25 protein-coding genes are annotated in these 23,219 nt (G+C 33.8%); 18 read left to right on the forward strand and 7 right to left on the reverse strand.

Annotation, left to right across the window (positions count from 1 at the left end):
* The first annotated feature begins 130 nt into the window (after positions 1-130).
* Positions 131-472 (forward strand): MarR family transcription factor RrpB, encoded by a 342-nt coding sequence (gene rrpB / locus JJQ98_RS04300; RefSeq protein ID WP_151104794.1) that lies wholly within the window; start codon positions 131-133, stop codon positions 470-472.
* A 23-nt stretch (positions 473-495) separates the two neighbouring features.
* On the opposite strand, the gene JJQ98_RS04305 is transcribed toward rrpB, so the two are convergent.
* Together JJQ98_RS04305 and JJQ98_RS04310 are read right to left on the reverse strand one after the other, a co-directional pair.
* Entirely contained in the window at positions 496-1,344 is an 849-nt protein-coding gene (locus JJQ98_RS04305) for an HpcH/HpaI aldolase/citrate lyase family protein (protein WP_151104793.1), read from the reverse strand.
* 164 nt (positions 1,345-1,508) lie between these two features.
* A complete protein-coding gene (locus JJQ98_RS04310; protein ID WP_054195739.1) occupies positions 1,509-2,975 on the reverse strand; it encodes an L-aspartate oxidase in 1,467 nt (488 codons plus the stop codon).
* Positions 2,976-3,076: 101 nt separating this feature from the next.
* Here JJQ98_RS04310 and JJQ98_RS04315 point away from each other — a divergent pair, with 101 nt between their 5' ends.
* The 4 genes from JJQ98_RS04315 to JJQ98_RS04330 are packed head-to-tail and all read left to right on the forward strand — an operon-like array spanning position 3,077 to position 6,538.
* Positions 3,077-3,520, forward strand: a complete 444-nt coding sequence (locus JJQ98_RS04315; RefSeq protein WP_151104792.1) for a hypothetical protein — start codon at positions 3,077-3,079, stop codon at positions 3,518-3,520.
* A complete protein-coding gene (uvrC, locus tag JJQ98_RS04320; RefSeq protein ID WP_151104791.1) occupies positions 3,520-5,364 on the forward strand; it encodes an excinuclease ABC subunit UvrC in 1,845 nt (614 codons plus the stop codon). The genes JJQ98_RS04315 and uvrC overlap by 1 nt, the downstream gene beginning before the upstream one ends.
* Positions 5,365-5,379: 15 nt before the next feature.
* A complete protein-coding gene (locus JJQ98_RS04325) occupies positions 5,380-5,712 on the forward strand; it encodes a hypothetical protein (protein ID WP_247596686.1) in 333 nt (110 codons plus the stop codon).
* Positions 5,693-6,538: an ATP-grasp fold amidoligase family protein gene (locus JJQ98_RS04330; protein ID WP_345719228.1), complete on the forward strand. Its 846-nt coding sequence runs from the start codon at positions 5,693-5,695 to the stop codon at positions 6,536-6,538. Before JJQ98_RS04325 ends, JJQ98_RS04330 begins: the two co-directional genes overlap by 20 nt.
* Positions 6,539-6,556: 18 nt before the next feature.
* Here JJQ98_RS04330 and ubiE read toward each other — a convergent pair whose 3' ends face one another.
* Genes ubiE through hemJ form a run of 3 tightly spaced genes read right to left on the reverse strand, consistent with a single transcriptional unit; the run spans position 6,557 to position 9,129 of the window.
* Positions 6,557-7,273, reverse strand: a complete 717-nt coding sequence (gene ubiE, locus JJQ98_RS04335) for a bifunctional demethylmenaquinone methyltransferase/2-methoxy-6-polyprenyl-1,4-benzoquinol methylase UbiE (protein WP_054198455.1) — start codon at positions 7,271-7,273, stop codon at positions 6,557-6,559.
* Positions 7,263-8,681, reverse strand: coding sequence for an argininosuccinate lyase (gene argH, locus JJQ98_RS04340; RefSeq protein ID WP_151104790.1), 1,419 nt, complete (start codon positions 8,679-8,681; stop codon positions 7,263-7,265). Before argH ends, ubiE begins: the two co-directional genes overlap by 11 nt.
* Before the next feature lie 16 nt (positions 8,682-8,697).
* Entirely contained in the window at positions 8,698-9,129 is a 432-nt protein-coding gene (gene hemJ, locus JJQ98_RS04345; protein ID WP_005022820.1) for a protoporphyrinogen oxidase HemJ, read from the reverse strand.
* A gap of 147 nt (positions 9,130-9,276) precedes the next feature.
* Between hemJ and JJQ98_RS04350 the strand changes: the two genes are divergently transcribed.
* The 4 genes from JJQ98_RS04350 to JJQ98_RS04365 all read left to right on the forward strand — a co-directional run bounded on the left by JJQ98_RS04350 (position 9,277) and on the right by JJQ98_RS04365 (position 12,365).
* Positions 9,277-9,951 (forward strand): amino acid ABC transporter permease, encoded by a 675-nt coding sequence (locus JJQ98_RS04350; RefSeq protein ID WP_005022822.1) that lies wholly within the window; start codon positions 9,277-9,279, stop codon positions 9,949-9,951.
* Complete coding sequence (locus JJQ98_RS04355; RefSeq protein WP_151104789.1) at positions 9,951-10,604, forward strand: amino acid ABC transporter permease; 654 nt, start codon at positions 9,951-9,953, stop codon at positions 10,602-10,604. Before JJQ98_RS04350 ends, JJQ98_RS04355 begins: the two co-directional genes overlap by 1 nt.
* Positions 10,605-10,617: 13 nt before the next feature.
* On the forward strand, positions 10,618-11,370 hold the full coding sequence (locus tag JJQ98_RS04360; protein ID WP_065826530.1) for an amino acid ABC transporter ATP-binding protein: 753 nt from the start codon (positions 10,618-10,620) through the stop codon (positions 11,368-11,370).
* A 173-nt stretch (positions 11,371-11,543) separates the two neighbouring features.
* A complete protein-coding gene (locus tag JJQ98_RS04365) occupies positions 11,544-12,365 on the forward strand; it encodes a cysteine ABC transporter substrate-binding protein (RefSeq protein WP_005022826.1) in 822 nt (273 codons plus the stop codon).
* A gap of 1 nt (position 12,366) precedes the next feature.
* Here JJQ98_RS04365 and nth read toward each other — a convergent pair whose 3' ends face one another.
* Together nth and JJQ98_RS04375 are read right to left on the reverse strand one after the other, a co-directional pair.
* Positions 12,367-13,011 carry an endonuclease III gene (gene nth, locus JJQ98_RS04370; RefSeq protein ID WP_060663331.1) on the reverse strand — a complete coding sequence of 215 codons (645 nt, stop codon included), beginning with the start codon at positions 13,009-13,011 and terminating at the stop codon, positions 12,367-12,369.
* Positions 13,012-13,022: 11 nt separating this feature from the next.
* On the reverse strand, positions 13,023-15,539 hold the full coding sequence (locus JJQ98_RS04375) for a YhdP family protein (RefSeq protein ID WP_151104788.1): 2,517 nt from the start codon (positions 15,537-15,539) through the stop codon (positions 13,023-13,025).
* Between the two features lies 1 nt (position 15,540).
* Between JJQ98_RS04375 and mltG the strand changes: the two genes are divergently transcribed.
* From mltG to JJQ98_RS04420, 9 genes are all read left to right on the forward strand, one after another.
* A complete protein-coding gene (gene mltG, locus JJQ98_RS04380; RefSeq protein ID WP_005022830.1) occupies positions 15,541-16,491 on the forward strand; it encodes an endolytic transglycosylase MltG in 951 nt (316 codons plus the stop codon).
* Between the two features lie 157 nt (positions 16,492-16,648).
* Positions 16,649-17,590 (forward strand): malate dehydrogenase, encoded by a 942-nt coding sequence (locus JJQ98_RS04385; protein ID WP_005022831.1) that lies wholly within the window; start codon positions 16,649-16,651, stop codon positions 17,588-17,590.
* Positions 17,591-17,673: 83 nt separating this feature from the next.
* Positions 17,674-17,985, forward strand: a complete 312-nt coding sequence (locus JJQ98_RS04390) for a 4Fe-4S binding protein (RefSeq protein WP_005022832.1) — start codon at positions 17,674-17,676, stop codon at positions 17,983-17,985.
* 15 nt (positions 17,986-18,000) lie between these two features.
* Entirely contained in the window at positions 18,001-19,128 is a 1,128-nt protein-coding gene (locus tag JJQ98_RS04395; RefSeq protein ID WP_115056703.1) for a 2-oxoglutarate synthase subunit alpha, read from the forward strand.
* 1 nt (position 19,129) lies between these two features.
* Entirely contained in the window at positions 19,130-19,963 is an 834-nt protein-coding gene (locus JJQ98_RS04400; RefSeq protein WP_054195747.1) for a 2-oxoglutarate ferredoxin oxidoreductase subunit beta, read from the forward strand.
* Entirely contained in the window at positions 19,960-20,526 is a 567-nt protein-coding gene (locus JJQ98_RS04405; RefSeq protein WP_005022835.1) for a 2-oxoglutarate:acceptor oxidoreductase subunit OorC, read from the forward strand. Before JJQ98_RS04400 ends, JJQ98_RS04405 begins: the two co-directional genes overlap by 4 nt.
* Positions 20,527-20,799: 273 nt before the next feature.
* Entirely contained in the window at positions 20,800-22,338 is a 1,539-nt protein-coding gene (locus JJQ98_RS04410; RefSeq protein WP_151104787.1) for a 4Fe-4S binding protein, read from the forward strand.
* A gap of 1 nt (position 22,339) precedes the next feature.
* The gene (locus JJQ98_RS04415; RefSeq protein WP_151104786.1) at positions 22,340-22,942 is read left to right on the forward strand and encodes a TorD/DmsD family molecular chaperone; all 603 of its coding nucleotides are present in this window, start codon (positions 22,340-22,342) and stop codon (positions 22,940-22,942) included.
* An 80-nt stretch (positions 22,943-23,022) separates the two neighbouring features.
* Positions 23,023-23,217 carry a twin-arginine translocation signal domain-containing protein gene (locus tag JJQ98_RS04420; RefSeq protein WP_005022838.1) on the forward strand — a complete coding sequence of 65 codons (195 nt, stop codon included), beginning with the start codon at positions 23,023-23,025 and terminating at the stop codon, positions 23,215-23,217.
* The last annotated feature ends 2 nt before the right edge of the window (positions 23,218-23,219 follow it).

Consider the following 23,219-nt stretch of genomic DNA (forward strand, 5'->3'; position numbering starts at 1 on the left):
GTAGTATTTTTAATACTATTGTGTAAATATGGAGTTTTGTTGATAAAAATTTTTCAAAATTTTAGAGTGTTATGTAGAGATTTTACGAAAATTTGCTAGAATCTAAGCATAACTTCATAAAGGAATCATTATGACAAAATATCATTCGTCCTGTCCGGTTGAGACTACGCTTAATCTCATCGGCAATAAATGGAAATTCCTCATTATCCGCGATTTATTAAGCGGGACAAAACGCTTTGGAGAATTAAAGAAAAGTATTTCAGCAACCAAAAATCAAACCATTTCACAAGCGGTTTTGACACAGAACTTGCGAGAGCTAGAGGAAGCAAAGATCCTCACGCGCAAAGTCTATGCAGAAGTCCCACCAAGGGTGGAATATGCCCTAACGTCACTAGGGGAGAGCTTGAAAGAGATTTTAGAATCTCTTGCTATGTGGGGCGAAAAATACAAAAATAAAGAAAATCTAGCCTAAAGTAAAATGAATTTTATTGCAAATTAGTATTTTCTCCCTAAGATTCCTTGTGCTTTTTTAACCATAGAGAGATCAATTACATTTCCTTCGAAATTAAAAGGCTCTCCCTTGTGAATTTTGGCTAATCTTAAAATTTCTTTTGCCCATTCAATTTTTTCTTCCCCTTGTGCAAAGATTGCATTGATGGTGGCAATTTGATTGGGATAAAAGGTCAAAGAGCCTCCAAAACCCATAGAATAAGCAGATTCCATATTTGCTTTTAGCTTGGAAATATCGCGTGTGTTGGGAAAAACTCGGTTGATTGGAGACAAAAGATTATAGATTCTACTTGCTAGAGCGATTTGCACGCGAACATAGTTGAGTGCAAAATCTTTGCCTTCCCCATCTTGAAGTCCCAAATCCAAAATCATATCAAATGCACCAAATGCAAGTTGTTTTACGCAAGGCATAGAAGCTGTGAGATTGATATTTTGAACTCCCCAAGCACTTTCAATAAGAAGTATCAAAGGGATTTCTCCAATAGCATTTAGCACAGCTTCAATATGTGCCTTTTGCTCGGCTTTTGGGAGCATTATCCCATAAAGATTGGCTAACCCCATTTGGTTTAAAAAAGCCATATCTTCTGTAAAAAAATCGCTTTGTGCATCATTAATGCGGATAAAGAATTTTTTGTCTGGATTTGCTTTGCTAAATGAAAGTATATTTTTGCGTCCTGTGGGTTTTTGTTCTGGAGTAACAGAATCTTCTAAGTCAAAAATGATTGCTTCAGCACCACTTTGAAAAGCTGATTCAAAATTTTCGATTTTAGAGGCAGAGACAAAGAGGAAGCTTTTGGCTCTTGGGAAGTCATGTGGCAAAGTAGAATGAGGCATTTTGTATTCCTTTGAAGTAAAGATTTTGTTTAAAAGTAGCTAAGATTATAACAAAAATACAAAAAATAATTAGAGTTTTTGAAAAATTTAGATGTTTTTATTTTGATTTTTGAAGTGAAAGTGTGAAAATGAAATAAATCATATTGCAAGTTTGAAAAGTGGGGTCATTGGATGAAATGAGCCCCTATGGATTCTTCTCTTTTGAGTGCAGATTGTATGATGTTTTTTGCGGTTAAAAGGCGGAGTTTCAAAAGTCTGCCTATCCCACTTTGTAGCATTACTTCTACTCCGCCTAAAGCTTCATTTAAGCCACTTTTTTTGCGGATAATGCCTACTTTATTCCACATAAGATTGCGTAAAAGTGCTTTGAGATTTTCATCTTGTTCTTTGTGTAGAGGTTGTGTGTGGAGGGGAAATTCTCTTGCTTTAAAATCAAAGTTTTTATTTAAAATATCTTGTGTAGCCCGACGCGAGAATACAAGCCCTTCTAAGAGTGAATTAGAAGCAAGTCGATTGGCTCCATGGACGCCAGTGCAAGCACATTCGCCAACAGCATAGAGGTTTTGCATACCCAAAACTTTGCCATCTTTGTTGGTTTCAATTCCTCCCATACAATAATGAAAAGCGGGAGAAATAGGGATTTTGTTGTTTGGAACTTCATAGCCTACAAGATTGAGATTCCTAGCGATATTTGGGAATCTTTGGTAGAAAAAATCTTTTGAAAAATTACTTAAATCCAAATAAACTTCTAATTCTTCAGATTTTGCATTAGGGTATTGTTTTTGGAGTTTGAGTTTATAATCAAAAATAGAACGCGCTACCTTATCTCTAGGTGCAAGCTCGCCTTTGTCGTCATAATCAAATAAAAATCTTTTCCCCCAAAAATCTACAATATAAGCCCCTTCGCCCCTTAATGCCTCACTAAGAAGCATTTTTCTAGCATGAGGAGTTTTGACAAATACAGTTGGATGAAATTGCAGCATTTCCATATCTTTGAGTTTTAGCCCATTTTCTAAAATCATTCCATGTAATTCACTAGAGATGGTATAAGCATTTGTGTGGTATTCAAAAAGTGCTCCTACTCCGCCACTTGCCAAAATAACATTTTTTGCATAAAGGTTGTAATTTCCTCTTTTGGTTAGCACACTTACACCGCAACAATGATCATCATCGATTAACAATTCTGTAACGGTTGCATTTTTCCACAAAGTATGAGTGATTTGCGAGATGAGGTGGCTATGGATTACTCTTCCTGTGCAATCTCCACCAGCATGAATTATTCTTGAAGTGCTATGTGCGGCTTCTTTGGTGAAGAGCAAATTTCCGCTTTCGTCTCTATCAAAAGGCGTATTTTTGGCAATCAAATCTTCCAAAACCTCTAAACTTTCTTGGCTAAGTGTCGTTACAGCATTTTCATCACACATTCCTGCACCAGCTTTTAGTGTATCTTTGATGTGCAGAGGGATATCTGCTTTGTCTTTTGCAACAGCGATTCCGCCTTGTGCATAGAAGGTATTGCATTCCCAAGGTTGATCTTTGCAAAGAATAAGAACTTTGAGATTTTTGGGGAGATTCAATGCTGCATACAAACCAGCAATCCCAGCCCCTACAATAATAACATCATATTGCATAAGAATCCTTATTGTGTTTGCTCGCTTTTGGGATTGAAAGGGCCATCTTTAAATCCGCAGCCAGTTAGTGTAAAAATTCCAAGATATGCTATAATTGCCAAATGAAAAAAGTATCTGAAGTTTTGTCTCATCTCTTTAGTGATCCTTGTTATGAAAAAATTTACTTAAATCAACAAATTCAGCATTTTATCACAATGTTGCCTTTGAGTGTGCGTAATGGGATTAAGTTTTTTTATTTTAAAAACCACACGCTTTTTTTTGTTTTGAAACACCCCTGCTTTAAGCAAGAATTTGATTATAAACTAACAATTATAAAGCAGTTATTAAAGCAATACCAAAAAGAAAAAGAAAAACTCTTAGAAATACAAAATTTAAAGGCTTTTGTGGGGCATAATATTTATGAAAAATCTTTAGAGATTTCACAAGAGATTCCCCAGTATTCGTATGGGGAGCTTTCTAGTGGAGATTTTATCAATCTAGCAAAGAATCAAGAGATTTATGGAATCTTTGAGAGAATTAAAAAGCTCATTAAAAGCAATCAATAATGACAGAAGCCAAACCTTTGCCATTAAATGAAGCTTTGGCAGCAACGCTAAAAAAACTTCCTAATAAAAGTGGTGTGTATCATTATTTTGATAGCGAAGGAAGATTGCTTTATATCGGCAAAGCTAAGAATCTCAAAAATCGCATAAAAAGTTATTTTAGATTTACTCCAAATCTTAGTGTGGCTCCAAATTTGAGTGCTAGAATCTCGCAAATGGTTTCGCAAATTGCTTCTATGCGTTATATTGTGGTAGAAAACGAAAATGACGCACTCATTTTGGAAAATTCTTTGATTAAGCAATTAAAGCCAAAATACAATATTCTTTTGCGTGATGATAAGACTTATCCTTATTTGTGTGTGGATATTTCAGAGGATTACCCGCGTATTTTATTGACTAGGAAGGTTTTTAAAAGTCAAAGTATTCATTATTTTGGACCTTATTCAAGTGGAGGAAGAGATTTGCTAGATTCTCTTTATGAAACTTTTCCTTTAGCACAAAAAGAAAGTTGTCTCAAAGGCAAAAAAGCTTGTCTTTTTTATCAAATTAAACGATGTTTAGCTCCTTGTGAGGGCAAAATAAGCAAAGAGGATTATAGGAAAATTTTAGAACAAGCCCTAGAATGTATCCAAAATCCCAAAAAAATTTTAGCCATTTTGGATAAAAAAATGCAATTTTTATCAGAAAATTTGCGGTTTGAGGAAGCAATGGTGCTACGCGATAGAATCGCAAAAATCAAGCAAATTAGCCCTTTATCGGGCGTGGATTTTGCAAGAATGGAGGACTTGGATATTTTTGCATTGGAGATTGAGGGAAATAAGGGCGTTTTGGTTAAGTTTTTTGTGCGTGGGGGTAGGGTGGTTTCTAGTGCAAGTAATGTGATTAAGAGTCAATATGAATTAAATATTGAGGAAATTTATACGCAAAGTTTGATTAATTATTATAGTGGTGAAATTTTAATTAAACCAAAACAGATTCTTATTCCTTATGATTTAAAAGAAAAAAAAGACGAGTTGGAGCAATTTTTGTATCAGAAATTGCACAAAAAGATTCCAATTCATTGTCCAAAAAGCGGAGATAAAAAGCAGCTTTGTAACCTTGCTTTGAAAAATGCTAAAGAAAGCTTGAATCTAAACCTTACTGCTAGCGAGGAAATACTGCTTGATATTCAAAAACTTTTTGGGCTACAAAATATGCCTTATAGAATCGAGATTTTTGATACTTCACACCATAGAGGCAAGCAGTGTGTAGGGGCTATGGTTGTTTATGATGAGAGGTTTATCAAAGAATCTTATCGGCATTATTTGCTAGAGGGGAGCGATGAATATTCGCAAATGAAGGAAATGCTGCAAAGACGCATTGAGAAGTTCAAAGAAGAAGTTCCACCGGATTTGTGGGTGCTTGATGGGGGAGTTGGGCAAATTAATCTTGCAAAAGATTTGCTAAATAGTGCGGGAGTGAATTTGGAGGTGGTGGGAATCTCTAAAGAGAAGCTAGATTCTAAAGCCCATAGGGCAAAAGGAGCGGCATTAGATATTTTGCGTGATGAAAAAGGGCAGGAATATCGCTTAAAGAGCAGTGATAAGCGATTGCAGTTTTTGCAGAAATTGAGAGATGAAGCCCATAGATTTGCTATCACATTCCATCAAAAACAAAAGCAAAAAACAATGCAGCAAAGTAAAGTTTTGGAAGTCAAGGGCGTAGGCAAGGCAATACAAAAAAGATTATTGGCTTATTTTGGGAGTTTTGAAGGGATTAAAAAAGCAAGTTTAGATGAGCTAGAGAAGGTTTTATCTAAAGACTTGGCAAAGAGTGTTTATGATAAAATGCAACACAATTTAGAATGAAGGAGAAAAATAAAGATGTTTTTTGATGAATTTTTTAGTCATTTGAAAGCAAGGTTATATAGAAAAGTTTATTATAATCTTTTTTTGAAGCATTATAGAAGGTATAAAGATGCGAAGTTATCAGATGAGGAGTTTTTCAAGCAACAACATAAACGCATTTTTGGCTATACTCCAGATTTTAAAAATCCTCAAACTTTCAATGAGAAAATGATTCATAGAATCCTTTATGATAGAAATCCTATCTATACCGCATTGGCAGATAAACTTAAAGCAAGAATTTATATTGCAATGAAACTTCACAATTATTCTCTAGCTAAAGCTTTAATTGGTGGGGGGGGGGGGCAATAATTCTATAAATAATAATCCATTTTCACAAGTCCCTCAAGTTTTAACACAATCTAAGATATTTTTAGAAGCTTATCCGTCGCTTTTATTTCAACCTCTTAATTCTTTGAAACAATTGCTTTTTGAAACAAGTTCTTGCCCTTTTTTGCCAAAACTTTATGCTATTTATAAAAATGTTGATGAGATAGATTTTAGTGTTTTGCCTGATTCTTTTGTATTGAAAACTAATCATGATAGTGGTGGGGTAGTGATTGTTCCAGACAAAAATGAGTTTTTGAAAGATAGCAAAGTATTTAAAAAAGCTATGGAAAAACTTACCAAGCATTTAAAAACAAATTATTACTCCCGTTTTAGGGAATACCATTATAAAGATATAGAGCCTTGGTTATTTGCAGAAGAATTGTTGGGTAGATTTAAAGATAATGCAAGTAAGAGTAGCAAGAATAATTTTAAACAAACATTGCAAAGTTTTGAAATCCCTGATGATTATAAATTCCATTGTTTTGGAAAAGAAATTTTTGTGCAGGTGGATAAGGATAGATTTACTAATCATACACGAACGATATTTAATGATAAGTGGGAGAAAATGCCTTTTTCTTATTGTTATAGAAATTGTTTGGAGGAAATACCAAAGCCAAAGCATTTTGAGGAAATGAAAGAGGTTGCAAGAATATTGAGTGAAGATTTCGCAATGATTCGTATTGATATGTATCATTTTAGAGAATGTTTTATCATTGGTGAATTGACTTTTGCTCCAGAGGCTGGAAAAGGAATTTTTACACCTAGGGAATGGGATAAGAAATTTGGAGATTTGTGGAAATTAAGATAAGAAGATTTATCTTAATTTTTAATTGAGGCATTTTGCCACAAAAAGCGTGCAGACATTTGCCGAAAAAGATTTTGTATAGAGGGGTTCAAAGCCGCTTTCTTGAAGTTCTAAATTGAGCTTCTTTGCAGTCAAAAATTCTTCAATAGAATCGGGCAAATATTTGTAAGCGCGATAGTTTTTGGAGATGATTCCGCCCACAAAGGGCAAAATGTTTTTGGTGTAAAATCCCATAAATTGCTCTAAGATTCCGGGATTTTCACACTTTGTAAATTCCAAAATTACTAAAATCCCATCTTTTTTTAACACTCTTGCAAACTCTTCTAGTGCTTTTTTGCGTTCTACCACATTGCGGATTCCATAGGCAATAGAGAGAATATCAAATTCTTTGTTTTGGAATGGCAAGTTGGTTGCTTCACATTGCATAAAATGGATATGGGGGAATTTTTTTTGAGCCACTTCTAGCATTCCGCTGCTTGGGTCTGCACCAATGATTTTGTGAATCTTAACTCCATTAGCATTTTTTTGCCAATGGCTTATCATATCGCCTGTCCCACAAGCGACATCAAGGATATTGAGGGAATTTAAAGAATCTTTTGGTAGATTTTTGAATGCAAGATTGCAAGCTTTTTTTCGCCAAGAAATATCAATTCCACAACTCATTACGCGATTTGCCAAATCATAACTGCTAGCAATTTCATCAAACATTGAGATGATTTTTTGTTGTTTATTGTTCATTTTGTCTCTTTAGGGATAATTTTGCAAGTTCTAGCCACGCTTCTAAGCTTTCAATCTGGGCTTGTGTAGCTTGTGTAGAAGTGCCTCCATAGGAATTGCGACTATTCATCGAAGCCATTAAATCAAGGGATTTATGGGCTTCTTGTGGAATTTTGGAATCCACACTGCAAAGCTCTTGTGTGCTTAATTGACTTAAGTCTTTATTGAGGCTTTCTGCATAAGCGACAGCTTTGCCGGTAATATGGTGTGCTTCTCTAAAAGGAATATTGCAGTTTTGCACCAAAAAATCCGCCAAATCCGTAGCAGTTAAATGCCCTTTTTGGCAAGCTTTTTGCATTTCTTTGGGATTTATTTGCATGGTTTTTAGCAAGTCATTTAAGATTCTTAGTGAAATCTCCAAAGTCTCAAAGCTGTCAAAAACGCCCTCTTTATCCTCTTGTGTATCTTTATTGTAAGCAAGAGGTAAGCCCTTCATTGTCGTTAGAAGACTAAAAAGATTCCCATAAACTCTACCGCTTTTGCCTCTAAGTAGTTCTGGGACATCTGGATTTTTCTTTTGGGGCATAATAGAGCTTCCTGTGGAATATGCATCACTTAGAGTAATAAACCTAAACTCATAGCTACTCCACAAAACAAGCTCTTCTGCCATTCTTGAAATGTGCATAGCAATGAGGCTTGAATCATAGAGAAAGTCCAATGCAAAATCCCTATCACTGACGCTATCTGTGGCATTGAGTGTGGGGGCAGTGAATCCCAAAGCCTTTGAAGTATAAAACCTATCTGTTTGATAAGGTGTTCCGGCTAATGCTGCACTTCCTAGGGGGCAATAATTATTCCTCTTAAAAGAGCTTTCAAGGCGTTCAAAATCGCGCATAAACATACAGATATACGCACACATTAAAAATCCAAAATTCACAGGTTGTGCATGTTGGAGATGAGTCATTCCGGGTAATATTGTTTTTGTGTGAAGTTTCGCAATTTCAAGTAGAGTTTGGATAAGCGTCAAAAGCAAGGAGCGAATTTTTTGGTTTGAATTGAGCACAAAAAGTCTAAAATCTAATGCAACTTGATCATTTCGGCTTCTTGCTGTGTGGAGTTTTTTGCCTACTTCTCCGATAATTTCTATTAGTCTTTTTTCTATTGCCATATGAATATCTTCATCGCTAATATCAAAGATGAATTTTTCATTTTCTATTTCTTCTTGAATTTGCTCTAATCCTTCACAGATTTTTTGGGATTCTTCTTGAGTTAAGATACCACAATGGCTAAGCATTTTGGCGTGAGTTTTGGAGCCTAGAATATCTTGTTTGTAAAGTTTTTTGTCAAATGGCAAAGAGGCGTTAAAACGCTCTAAAATTTCAGAGGCATTTTCTTGGAATCTGCCACCCCATAATTTTTTATTTTTCATTGTGAAAACCTTTGGATTAGAATGGTTTTAGAATTACTAAAATGCTAATGAGAATTAAAGCAATTGTAGGAACTTCATTGTAGATTCTAAAGAATTTCCCATTTTTGTGGCAATTATCATTTTTAAAAGCTTTTAGATAATAAAAAAGGCTAAAATGGTAAGCTATTAAAATAATCACTAATAAGATTTTAGCATGTAACCAGCCACCTTCTGTAAGCAAACTTGGTTGGAGAGCTATTAGCCAAATTCCTGAGAGTAGAGTGCAAATAATTGCAGGATAGCCAATAAAATTATAAAGCTTTTCTTCTTGAATCTTAACAACCTCGCAAAAGCCTTTATTATCCTTATGTTCTGCATGATATACAAAAAGACGTGGTAGATAAAAAAGCATTGCCATCCAGCTTACAAAAGAAATGATGTGAAAAATCTTGACATAATAATAAACCATAAGAACACTCCCTAAAAATTTCATAGAATGTAAAATTAAATGTGAAATTGTAGCAAAACAGACTTAAATATGTGAAAAAATTAATTATCTTTTTTGTATAATCTTTGATTGAAATAAATTTTATTTTGTTATTTTTTAAGGATTTTATTGACTTCTTTATTTTTTGGTTTAGATATTGAATTTATTAAAAATGCTATCCCAACTTTTATAGATGCTTTATGGCTAACTTTGCATTTGTCTTTTTTTGGAATCTTATTTTCTATCGTGCTTGGGTTTTGCATAGCGGTGGTGCAGTTTTATAAACTGCGATTTTTAAGCACTTTGTGTCAAGCTTATATAGAGTTATCCAGAAATACCCCTTTGCTTATACAACTCTTTTTTTTATATTATGGATTACCGCAAGTGGGATTGCACCTTGAGAGCTATACTTGTGCGTTAATTGGAGTGGTGTTTTTGGGTGGAAGTTATATGGCGGAATCTTTTCGTGCAGGGTTAGAATCTGTGGGGAAGATTCAATTAGAATCAGGGAGAAGCTTGGGATTGAGCGAAATGCAATTGGTATTTTATGTGATTTTGCCACAAAGTTTGGTGATAAGCCTTCCTTATATTGGTGCAAATGTTATTTTTTTATTAAAAGAAACTTCAGTAGTAAGTGCAATTGCATTGGCAGATATTTTGTATGTAACTAAAGATTTAATTGGGAGCTATTATAAAACAAGTGAAACTCTTTTGTTGCTTGTTTTGTGTTATTTGGTGGTGCTTTTGCCGCTTTCATTGTTTTTTTTATTTTTGGAAAAATACTATAAAAGGAAAATAGTATAATGGAAATTCTCTTTGATACGCAAAATATTATGCGTTTATTACAAGGGGTTTTGGTAACTTTTCAAATCGCGTTTATTGCGATTTTTTTCTCTTGTATTTTTGGATTTGTTTTGGGATATTTGATGACTTTGCCAAATAAAATTTTAAATTTTATATGCCGTTTTTATTTGGAGACTATTCGCATTATTCCTATTTTGGCTTGGCTTTTTATTGTGTATTTTGGATTTTCATCTTTTTTGAATCTCAATGGAATCTGGGCATGTATTTTGGTTTTTAGTTTGTGGGGTATTGCAGAAATGGGCGATTTGGTAAGAGGAGCGATTTCAAGCTTGCCTAGGCATCAAAGCGAGAGTGGAAGGGCTTTGGGGTTGAGTGAAATGCAAATACAGATTTTTATTATTTTGCCACAAAGTTTTAGGCGTTTATTGCCTCCTTTGGTGAATCTTTTTACAAGAATGATCAAAACAACCTCTCTAGCAGCACTTATAGGGGTAAGTGATATGTTGAAAGTTGGGCAGCAAATCATAGAAGTTAATCTCATTAGCTACCCGCAAGCAAGTTTTTGGGTTTATGGTGGAATTTTTGCTTTGTATTTTATGTTGTGTTATCCCTTATCACTTTTTAGTCAGCATTTAGAAAGAAAGCTTGCATAAAAAAGGAAATATTATGTCAAATCATATTGAAAATGAAGTTTTATTGGAAGTTAAAGAGATTGTAAAAAAGTTTGGTAATACTTTGGTTTTAGATGGCGTTTCTTTGGAAATAAAAAAGGGGGAAGTGTGTGCAATTTTGGGTCCTAGTGGTTGTGGAAAAAGCACTTTTTTGCGTTGTATTAATGGATTAGAGAATATCAATGAAGGCAAAATTATTTTTAAGCAAAAGGATATTCACCAAAATAAAACAGATTGGAGGAATATTCGCCAAAAAATTGGAATGGTATTTCAAAATTATGAGCTTTTCCCTCATTTAAGTGTGTTAGAAAATATCATTTTGGCACCTACAAAGGTGCAAAAACGAAGCAAAGATGAAGCTATATCACAGGCTATTAAGCTTTTAAATCGTGTGGGGTTGGAACACAAAAAAGATGCTTATCCCAAAGAACTTAGTGGAGGACAAAAACAAAGGGTGGCAATTGTAAGGGCTTTGTGTATGAATCCAGAAATTATGCTTTTTGATGAGGTTACTGCTTCTTTAGATCCAGAGATGGTAAAAGAGGTTTTGGAAGTAATCAAAGAATTGGCTATGCAAGGAATGACGATGATTTTGGTTACCCATGAAATGAAATTTGCACAAAAGGTGGCTGATAAAATAGTGTTTTTTGATAAAGGTAAAATTGTAGAAATTGCAACTCCACAGGAATTTTTTACTAATCCCAAAAGCCAAAGGGCAAAGAAGTTTTTGAACATTTTTGAATTTTGATGGTTTTGCCATTTTATTGTTGGACTTGAAAGTTACTTTTTTATACTCTTTGTTAAAAATAGAATAAAATTTTTTCATTATAAATATGGATTAAAGTTTTTCTTAAATAGAATAGGGCTTTCTTAATATTTATTTAAGAAAAATCAAATGATAAATATTTTTAAGGAAAAATCATGCGAAAAATATTGTTTATTATGTTTTTGGGAATATTGAGTTTATGGTTTGTTGGTTGTGGTCAGACACAAACAAATTCAAATAATACTCTTGAGGCTATTAAGCAAAAAGGAGTTGTTACTATCGGAGTTTTTAGCGATAAACCACCTTTTGGTTTTATCAATAAAGATGGCAAAAATGATGGTTTTGATGTGTATTTGTCCAAACAAATTGCAAAAGATTTATTGGGCGATGAAAATAAAGTAAAATTTGAACTTGTGGAAGCTGCTAGTCGAGTTGAGTTTCTTAAGAGTGGAAAAGTAGATATCATTATGGCAAATTTTACAAAAACTCCAGAGAGGGAAGCTGTGGTGGATTTTGCAGCACCATATATGAAAGTGGCATTAGGAGTTGTTTCTAAAAATGGAGAAATTAAGACAATAGAGGATTTAAAAGGAAAAAAACTAATTGTCAATAAAGGCACAACAGCGGACTTTTATTTTAGCAAAAATCATCCAGAAATTGAGCTTTTGAAATATGATCAAAATACAGAAAGTTTTTTGGCACTCAAAGATGGTAGAGGAGTGGCATTGGCACATGATAATCTCTTGGTTTTTGCATGGGCAAAAGAAAATCCGGGGTTTGAAGTTGGAATTACTAAAATGGGCAATGAAGATGTGATTGCTCCTGCTGTAAAAAAGGGTGATAAAGAGTTATTAGAATGGCTAAATCAAGAAATCCAAACATTAACAGAAAATGGATTTATGAATAAAGCCTATCAAGAAACATTGGCTCCTATTTATGGAGAGGATAATCTAAAATCTGTATTGTTTGTAAAATAATTTAGCATTTATAGGAAGTTTTGCTCTTGCAAAGATGACTTAAAAAGCATTCTTGGCATTGCGGATTGAGTGCTTTGCAAGTGTATCTTCCAAATAAAACCATTGCTTGATGAAGGGTTGCTAGATTATCCACAAAGATTTTAGTTAGCTCTTCTTCTGTTTGCAAAGGAGTTTTTGCATTACTTAAACCAAGTCGATGCGAAACTCTAAAAACATGTGTATCTACTGCGATGAAGTTGGCTTCTTTGGATTCTATTAAAACTACATTAGCTGTTTTTTGTCCAACTCCCGGAAGTGTTTTTAATATTTCTCTATCTAATGGAATCTCTCCATTAAATTTTTCACAAACGACTTGTGCCATAGCTTTGAGGTTTGTTGCTTTGTTGTTGAAAAATGAGCAAGTTTTGATGAACTCTTTGATTTCATCTAAAGGTGCATTTTGTAAGGCTTTTGGATTTGGGTATTGCTTAAAAAGTGCAGGTGTGATGAGATTTACACGCTTATCTGTGCATTGAGCAGATAGCATAACAGCAATAAGTAATTCATAATCGTTTTTGTAAATCAATTCTGTTTTGGCATTTTTGTAATGTTTTAAAAAAAGATTTTTGATTTCTTGAATCTCTTTTTTGGTTGCTTTTTTTGGCATTATTGTTCCTTTTAATTGAAAATTTCAAGAGGTGATGTAACAATTCGCTTTAAGATATTAAAGGGAGAAAGTAAAATATCTTGTGTGGTTTGAGTTGTGATATTTGGATCTTTTAGAGGTCCCTTGATAGAAAAACTAGTAGAAATAGTGCCTTCTTTGCCCAATAAAATATAATTGACAAGAGGAATTTTATTGATAATTTCCCCTAATGATTTTGCGGTGATAAGTTGGGCATAAAAGTCAATATTTTGGTTTTTTATGTCAATAATTCCTTTGCCTTTAATATCAATAGATGAACCGATAAAATCTAAATTTTCAATGGCTAAAAAATCTTGGTTTAAACCAAAAATAATATTGCCTTCTTTGAGATAATACCCTTGATCATTGAAACCGGGCATTTTTAAGCTAAGCAAAGAAGGAATAGTATCGATAAATGCCATAAGGTTTTGTAGAGTATTGAGCTGGTTAATGGAAGTGTTTAAGAGATTGATTTTGCCTATGAGGACACCTTTTTCATTGGTGTTGGCATTAAGAAAGAATCTCCCATTGCTGAAGGCATTTTGTCCAATAAGGGTATTAAAAAATAAATCTCCAAATTCTTTTGCATCAATAGTTATAGAATCGCCCTTTTTGTAGATATCTGCTCGTCCATTTTTGTGGGTGAGTGTGGCTTTTAGTTCATCATTGATGAGTGAGAGAGAAAAAGAATCGCTTAAGATGGTGTATTTTTTGGTATGTAGATTACTATTTTTGCCTTGGATAATAAAAGGGGTATTTTGTTTGGAAGAAGTTTTTAATTGTTCTAAATCAATTAAGATTCCAAGATTGTTGAGTGTGAGTTGTTTGGATTGTTCATTTTGTCTAAAAATAAAGTTTTCATCTTGAGATTGGATTGAAAAATAAGTCGGATTGTAGTGTAATTGCAATTCAAAGGAATTTAGAGGTTGGTTGTTGCTTTTGTCAAGAAGGATATTTTGTGTGCTTTGCACAGAGAGATTCCCATAAAATTCATTAAAATCTTTAGTGGTTATTTTGGCATAACCTTGTTGGATTTTGTATTCTTGGAGAAGTTGTGAAAAAGGCAAAAGAGCATTGAGGTCATTAAATTCAAAATAGTAATCGTCTTTGAGAGTGCTAAGGAGCTGGAGTGTAGGAAATTCAATCAAAGTTTGATTGTGTTCTTGAAAATTTACTTTAAAGGGCAAAAGGTGATTTTGGATAGAGAGAATCTCTGTAGAATCTGAAGAAATAAGAAAAGAATGAATGAGTAAATCTCCACTTAAAGTTTTAGAAGTAGTATCAAGGATAAAGTTAGAATCTCCCTTTAGATAGTTTTTGTAACTAGAATTTTTGGTATTTACATTAATGAGATGGTTATCCATATTGACAGAAATATATTCTGAATAAAAAGGGATAGAATTTACCATTATGTCTGCATTATGGCTTTTAAAGATGCCTTTGTAGTCAATGGAATGGTTTTGCAAATCAACTTTGAGATGTAGTTTGGTTTCTATTTTGGCATTTGGGGCTTGAATGGGGAGGGTTATATGATAGGATTCTAGCAAAGTTTCAATCTCATCATCTAAAGGGGAATTTGTATTGATAAATATTTCTAAAGAAGGATTAGTGAAAATATTTTCAATAGAAACTTGACTGCCTGAGAGAATATGATTTTGGTAGTTTGGTGTATCTGGGTAGAATTCTAGAGCATTTTTTGCAAAAATCATTTTTACATTGGGGGAGAAAATGGGCGGTAAATTTTCTTTGAAAGTAACATTTGCGTTTTTGACTTCCCCTGATACATAAAGTGAATTAAGAGATTCTGCGAGGATATCATCGGATTTAAGAGGGATTGTAAGAGAGAAGTCGTTGATTTTTGCAGAGCTAAGAGTGTAATTATCAAAAATCCAGCTTTCTAATATTTTGTTGTGAAAAGGAGGCAAAAGAGGGCGAAGAAAGTTAATGTTTTCAAAGGTGTTGCTAGAGCCTTTGAGATAAATATTTTCGGAGTTTCCATTCATTTGGAGATGAAGGCTTGTTAGAATCTTATAATCTTTGATATCTAAAAAATCTATCCTCCCATTCATTTCTAAATTTTGTTTTTTGAGATTGTATTTTCCTTCGCCACGATAGTAAATTCCCATTTCTTTTAGATAAAAATCATGGATTGTGATAAGCACTTGAGATGATTTTTCTATCAAATTGAGTTTTGTATAAAGCCATGGTAAATTGATAGTAAAATTATCTCCATCATAATTGAGTGAAGCATTGTAATCATCAAGAATAATTTGGTGGATTTGGATTTTTTGAAAATATTGCAGTAATAAATGGATATTTTTAGCATATTGGATTTGACTTTGAATGTCCATATTGCTAGATGAAGTTGAATATTCTAGATTGGATAAATTAAGGGATTGTATTTCTAAAATGAGTTTTTTATCTAATCTTAGATAAAATTCTTGGAATTGTATTCCAGCAATTTGGAATTGATGAATCCTAATTCCGTTATAAAGAAAGGTATAGAGCAAAATGAATGCTCCTATAAAAAACGATAAAAAGAAAGTAATTTTAAGTAATTTAGTTGATGGTTTTTTCATATTATTAATTGTCTTGTGTTTTTATCTGCAAACACCCATTCATTCTAGCAGGATTGTGTATATCCCTCAAGGTGGTACTAATGAAATTATAGCATACCTTAAGAAAAATAATTTTGATGTGAATAAAATTGATGGCTATTTATTGCATTTTTTTGGCTATTTGCAAAGTGGTTGGTTGGATATTGGAAAAACTAATCTTGCAAAGGGAGATTTTCTATATGCGTTGATGACTTCAAAAGCGGCTTTAGAAGATATTATCCTAATACCCGGAGAAACACTATATTTTTTCATTCAAGAGATAGCATTGAAGTTGAATCTTGATGAAGAGAAATTGTATTTTGCTTATAGGAAATATGCACCTTATGAAGATGGTGTGATTTTGGCAAATACTTATAAGATTCCAAAAGGAATTAGCGAGACGCATTTGATGTATTATTTGGTAAATACATCTTTGAAAGAACATAGGAAGTGGGCGATTAAATTTTTGGGTGAATATGATCAAAAACAATGGTTTAAATATGTTGTGATTGCTTCAATTATTCAAAAAGAATCGGCTAATGAAGAAGAAATGCCATTAGTTTCAGCAGTGATACACAATCGCCTCAAGCTCAAAATGCGTCTTCAAATGGATGGTTCTTTGAATTATGGTAAATATTCTCACACCAAGATTACTCCAGAAATGATACGAAATGATACAACCTCTTATAATACCTATCGTTATAGTGGGATACCAAAAGCACCTGTTGGGAGTGTAAGCTTTAAGGCAATTCAAGCAGCTGTATTTCCCGCAAATGTTGATTATTTGTATTTTGTAAGAAACAAAAATGGCGTGCATTCTTTTTCAAAAAATTACCAAGAACATTTAAGGAATTTTTCAAAATAGCAAAAAATATTAGAAAAAGATTTAAAATAAGATTTATTTAAGAAAAAATAATTAAAAATATACATAAAAAGTTAAATAAAATTTTGCTTTTTAACATTTGAGAATATTTTGTGTATAATGTATGGTTTTTTAAGAGAGATTAATTCTAAGGAAAAATATGGAAAGAGTAAAGAGAGTAGGCATTATTGGTGCTGGAAATGTAGGTTCTACTTTGGCTTATATCCTATCTGCAACAACTCCTTATCAAATTGTATTGCGTGATAAAGATAAAGATAGAGCAAGAGGAATGCTATTAGATATGTTTCAAGCTTCATGTGTGGGAGAGAATTTTGCCAAACTTGATGTAATTGCATCGCCAAAAGATTTAAGCGGTTGTGATGTAATTGTGATTGCAGCAGGTTCTCCAAGGTTGCCGGGTATGAGTAGAAATGATTTGCTTTTTGCTAATGCTAAGGTGATTAGCGAAATTGCAAAAGATATTAGAGAAAATGCACCAGAATCTATTGTAATTTTAGTAACTAATCCACTGGATGCTATGGTTTATACAATGCTTAGAGAAACGGGATTTGATTCTAAGCAGGTTTTGGGAATGGCGGGGATTTTGGATAGTGCGAGAATGGCAAGTTTTATTTATGAAAGATTGCAATGTGCGCCCGGTCAGATTGTAGCACCTGTAATGGGCGGTCATGGTGATGATATGGTACCTCTTCCTCGATTTTCTATGGTTAATGGAGTGCCTCTAAGTGAGCTTTTAGAGCAGAAGGAAATTGATGAGGTTGTCAAAAAAACAAGAAATGCTGGAGCAGAAATTGTTTCTTGCCTTAAAAAAGGATCGGCATATTTTGCACCAGCAAGAGCCACTGCAGAAATGGTGCGTGCTATTATGAGCGATAGCCATAAAATTTTACCTTGCTCCGTGTTATTGCAAGGTGAGTATGGGTATAGCGATGTTGTAGGTGGAGTTCCAGTAGAGCTTGGGATTCATGGAGTTGAGAGGATAGTAGAGCTTAAACTTAATGAAGAAGAAAAGCTACAATTTGATAAATCTATTCAATCTGTAAAAGGATTGATTGATGAATTAAAGACTAGTTATTTTTAAATCGCAATCAAGGAGGCAGCATTATCGCAAACAATAATTTAGGTAAAAATTGTTAGAAAATAAATTTATAAGAGGAGTATAAAATGGGATTACTAAAAGCCCCTGATAATACACCCGTTTGGGTTAATGAAAGTCGCTGTAAAGCATGCGATTTGTGTGTGAGTGTTTGTCCAAGTGGAACACTTGCTATGTGCTTAGATGAACACAAGGTTTTAGGGAAAATGGTAAAGGTAATTAATCCAGAATCTTGTATTGGTTGTGGAGAGTGTGAGTTGCATTGTCCTGATTTTGCGATTGCGGTTGCAGATAGAAAAGAGTTTAAGTTTGCAAAATTGACAGATGAAGCAAGACAGAGAGCAGAATCCATTAAAAGTAATGGTTTTATGGCGTTATAAATTCAAGGAGAAAAAGTGAGTAGAGAATTTATTGCAAATGGAAATGAATTGGTTGCTCATGCGGCAATTGATGTAGGCTGTAAGTTTTTTGGTGGTTATCCTATCACGCCTTCTAGTGAAGTTGCACACGAGATGAGTGTATTTTTGCCAAGAGAAAATGGAGCTTTTATTCAAATGGAAGATGAAATTGGCGGAATCTCAGTAGCTCTTGGTGCTTCTATGAGTGGAACAAAAGCGATGACTGCTACTTCTGGACCGGGAATTTCTCTAAAGGCTGAACAAATAGGCTATGGATTTATGGCAGAGATTCCTTTGGTGATTGTTAATGTAATGCGTGGAGGACCTTCTACGGGATTACCAACGCGTGTAGCACAAGGTGATGTAGCTCAAGCCGCACATCCAACGCATGGGGATTATCAATCTATTGCATTGTGTCCGGGAAGTTTGGAAGAAGCTTATATGGAAACAATCCGGGCTTTCAATTTGGCAGAAAAGTTTATGACTCCTGTTTTTTTGCTTTTGGATGAAACTTTGGGACATATGCATGGAAAGGCTATCGTGCCAGATTTGGAAGAGATACAAAAAAATATTATTAATCGCCGTATTTATAATGGAGACAAAAAAGATTATAAACCTTATGGTGTGCCTCAAGATGAACCAGCAATTCTTAATCCATTTTTTGGGGGTTATCGCTATCACATCACGGGATTGCACCATGGACCAACAGGATTCCCAACAGAAGATGCAACACTTTCTCAAAATTTAATTGACAGGCTATTTAACAAGATTCTAAGCAAGAAAAATGAAATTATTTCTTATGAGGAATATCAATTAGAAGATGCGGAAATTTTATTAATTGCTTATGGTTCTACCTCAAGAAGTGCAAAAGAAGCGATTGATCGTTTAAGAGGCGAGGGGATTAAGGTGGGATTATTTCGCCCTATCACTCTATGGCCATCTCCAAAAGAAGAGTTAGAAAAATTAGGAAAAAGATTTAATAAGATTCTTGTTGCAGAGCTTAATAAGGGGCAATATGTTTCAGAGATTGAACATTCTATGAAAAAGTCTGTTAATTTATTGACAAAAGCAAATGGGCGACCTCTTTCCCCAATTGAGATTATGAATAAAATTAAGGAGTTATAAAATGGCTTTTAATTATGATGAGTATTTGCGTGTTGATAAAATGCCAACGCTTTGGTGTTGGGGTTGTGGCGATGGGGTGATTTTAAAAGCAATTGTAAGAGCCATTGATAAGCTTGGTTGGAATATGGATGATGTTTGTTTGGTGAGCGGAATTGGTTGTAGCGGACGCGTTTCTTCTTATGTGAATTGCAATACAGTGCATACTACACATGGTAGAACGCTCGCTTATGCCACAGGTATTAAACTTGCAAATCCTACAAAGAAAGTCATTGTAGTAGGTGGTGATGGTGATGGATTGGCAATTGGTGGGAATCATACAATCCACGCTTGTAGAAGAAATATTGATATTAATTATATTTTGATAAATAATTTTATTTATGGATTAACCAACTCACAAACTTCTCCCACAACGCCCAAAGGAATGTGGACTGTAACTGCACAATATGGAAATATTGATCCAAATTTCGATGCTTGTAAATTAGCAAGTGCAGCAGGGGCTAGTTTTGTGGCAAGAGAATCCGTGCTTGATCCTAAAAAAATTGAAAAAGTTTTAGTGGAAGGGTTTCAAAATGAAGGCTTTAGCTTTTTTGATATTTTTAGTAATTGCCATGTTAATTTGGGTAGAAAAAATAAAATGGGTGAAGCAGTTGATACGCTTAAATGGATTGAAAGTATGATTGTGCCTAAGAAAAAATACGATGAACTAAATGAGGAAGAAAGAAAAGGCAAATTCCCAACTGGTATTTTATTGCATGATACAAATAAAGTGGAGTATTGCAAGGCTTATAGGGAAGTGCAAGAAAAAGCTCAAGCAAAAAAAGGAGGTATTCGATGAGAAGACAACTCCGTTTCACAGGTGTAGGAGGACAGGGCGTTTTGTTGGCTGGAGAGATATTAGCTGAAGCACAAATTCGTAATGGTGGCTATGGTGTAAAAGCTGCTACTTACACTTCACAAGTGCGTGGAGGACCTACAAAGGTGGATATTTTGCTGGATAATGAGGAGATTTTGTATCCTTATGCTAATGATGGGGAAGTGGAATTTATGCTTTCAACCGCACAAATAAGCTATGATCAATTCAAAAGCGGATTAAAAGAAGGAGCTACTATAGTGGTTGAGCCAAATTTGGTGATTCCAAGTCAAGAAGATAAGAAAAAATATCAAATCTTTCCTATTCCCATCATTACCATCGCTAAAGAAGAAGTGGGAAATGTAGTTACACAATCTGTGGTGGCATTAGCTATTACAGTTACTTTAACAAAATGTGTGGATAGGGATTTGGTGTTTGAAACGATGATTAGCAAAGTTCCTGCAAAAGTGGTTGAGCTAAATAAAAAGGCTTTTGAGCTGGGTGAGAAATACGCCAAAGAAGCCCTAGAAAAAGGTGCATTGCAATAAACTTCAATAAGCCACAAAGGCTTATTGAATGAAATCTACTGACAATCTTCATAAAAAATATCTTTTAATTTCTTGTGTTTTTCTTGCAAATGGGGTATAAAAATATTTTAAAATTATTTTTTAAGTTTTTGTGTAACTTCTAAAATATAACAAATAATAATATTTATATATAAATATATATATCGTAAATGTTAAAAAAATATTGACTTTGCTTGAGATATAAGAGTAAAATTAAAACAATATTTTACCTCTAAAAAAGTGGAATCAAAAGAAATGAAATTAGAACATTTACCTTTAGGAAATTTACTTTTAGACCAAAAAGACGCAGTTTATAATGAAAAATTAGAAATTTTAAACCAAGTGCAAGAAATTTTTGATGATTTTAGGCTTGATATTCAAAAAAGCCTAGAAATTGATAATAAAATTGCGATTTTCTATCAAGCCCAAAATGGTGAAATCCCTAATGCAGTGCGTGGCTTTAGCCAACAAGCAAAAGACAAATTTGAAGTAGAGATTTTAGATGTAGATAATATCCAAAGGGTCAATGGGAAATTTGGTGCTTTTGAGGCAGAATCTGAGAATGGCAAAAAAGTAGGTTTTTCACAAGCGGTTATGTTTGTATATGATGAGAATCTTTTGAGATTCAAAGGATTTTTTAGTGTGGCAGATTTTGATAGTCCATTAGATTTGTTAAAAGCATTGGAAGCAAATCTTGGAGAGTATTCTTATAAAGAGATGATTGCTTATAAAGAGGATTTTTGTCAATACCATCATAGACGCGAGAAACATTGCACCAAATGCGTGGAATCTTGTCCTACTTTCGGAGTTGGGGCAAATGATAGCTTGATGGAGCTAGTATTTTCTCCGATAGATTGTATTTCCTGTGGAGCTTGTGTTGGGGTTTGCCCTACAAGCTGTTTGGAATATAGTGAACTTCCAAAAGAGGGTTTGGAAGAGATTGTTGAGATTTATAAGAATCGCCAAATCTTTTTGTGTGATGAAGTTAGCTACCAGCAGTTGATTGAAAAAAATATTATTTTGCCTACAAATCTTATTCCGCTTGTTTTGCCTAATTTAAAAATGCTTAATGAAAATGATTGGCTGATGATGTTGCAAGTTAGTCAAAATGATATTGTAGTTTTTGGCGATAAAAGTTCGCAAATTGAATTTGTAAATAATATCACAAAGCAGATTTATCAAAGGGAGTGTATTTTGATTGCTGATTCTTTAGATGAGATTGAAAAGTGTGCTTTGGAGGTAAAAGGATTTGAATCGTATTTGTATAAAAATCGCTACTCCCGCCCTCATAGAGAATCTTTGGCACAAAGAATACAATATATGATAAAAGATAAAGAATTTGGCATTGCAAAGAGTGTTGCGCCTATTTTTTATGGAGATTTGAAGGTGGATTCTTCAAAATGCACTTTGTGTCTCTCTTGTGTGGGGGCTTGCAATGTGAATGCAATTTTTGCAAAAAGCGATGATTTTTCTTTGCGGTTTAATCCTTCTTTATGCACCACTTGTGGATATTGCGTGGAATCCTGTCCTGAAAAGGTAATGGAAGTTAGTCGCGAGGGTATGAGATTGGAGGCGAGCTATTTTAAAAGTAGAGAGATTGCCAAAGATACGCCCTTTTTGTGTGTAGAGTGTGGGAAGCCATTTTCTACCAAAAAATCTATTGACAAAATCTTTGCTTTATTAAGCCCATCTTTTAGTGCAGATTCTAAAAAATTAAGAACCATTCAATGTTGTCCAGATTGTAAAGTAAAAGTAATGTTTCAAGATCAAATCAATCAAAAAGTCGGGGTGTAAAATGCTAGAGAAGCTTTCTAAAGAGGAATTAATGAATCTTAACAATGCAAGAATTTTGTATTATGATTTTTTTAATGGCTTTTTTGTTTTTGAGCTGCTTGATGATAGAGTAGAGATTTTTCAAAAACAATTAGCAATTCTTAAAAACGCACCTTTGAGCGAAGAAGTGGAAGCGGATTTTTTGCTTTTGGAAAATGAAATCTCTCACAATGGTATTGTAAATATTAAAGATGAGTTTTCAAGGCTTTTTGCATTGCCTTTTGGAGAAAAGCAAGTTGGGAGCCATTTATCGCATTTTTATGAAAATTGCGTAGGTGGAAATAGTTTGCTGCAAATCAAAGCTTTGGTTAAAAAAAGTGATATTCGTATTAATTCCAAGGATTTTAAGGAAACAGAAGAGCATTTGGGGTTTTTGTTTGGGTTTATGAGATATTTAATAGAAACAAACAATGAAGAATTAGCAAAAGAAGTGTTTTTGTATGCTAATAAGGCTTTTTTGGGGCTTGTTAGCGAGATTAAAGAAAGGAGAGATTCTAAGTATTATTTGGCATTAGCAAGAATTTTGGAGAGTTTTTTGAAATTTGAAGGGGAGGTTTATGCTTAAAGAGAAATGATTCCACAAAGGCTTTCTAAGATTAGAGAGTCTTTTTGGGATTATCCCAAATCTCAATTTAAGGAGCTTAAATGGAGAAAAGTAGGCGTGAATTTTTGAAAAACGCTACTAAAACTTCAATAGCGGTTGCTGGTGTTAGTGTTGCGCTAGCAGGTTGTAGCAAAAAAGGAAGTAGTGAGAATCTAGTTCGTGGGAAATCTCCCAAAACAGAGATTCTTTATCAAAAAACTAAGCAATGGGATATGTATTATTCTGTGGCTAAATAAAA

Origin of the sequence: Helicobacter pullorum NCTC 12824 (genome assembly GCF_017979475.1) — a bacterium.
GTDB lineage: Bacteria > Campylobacterota > Campylobacteria > Campylobacterales > Helicobacteraceae > Helicobacter_D > Helicobacter_D pullorum.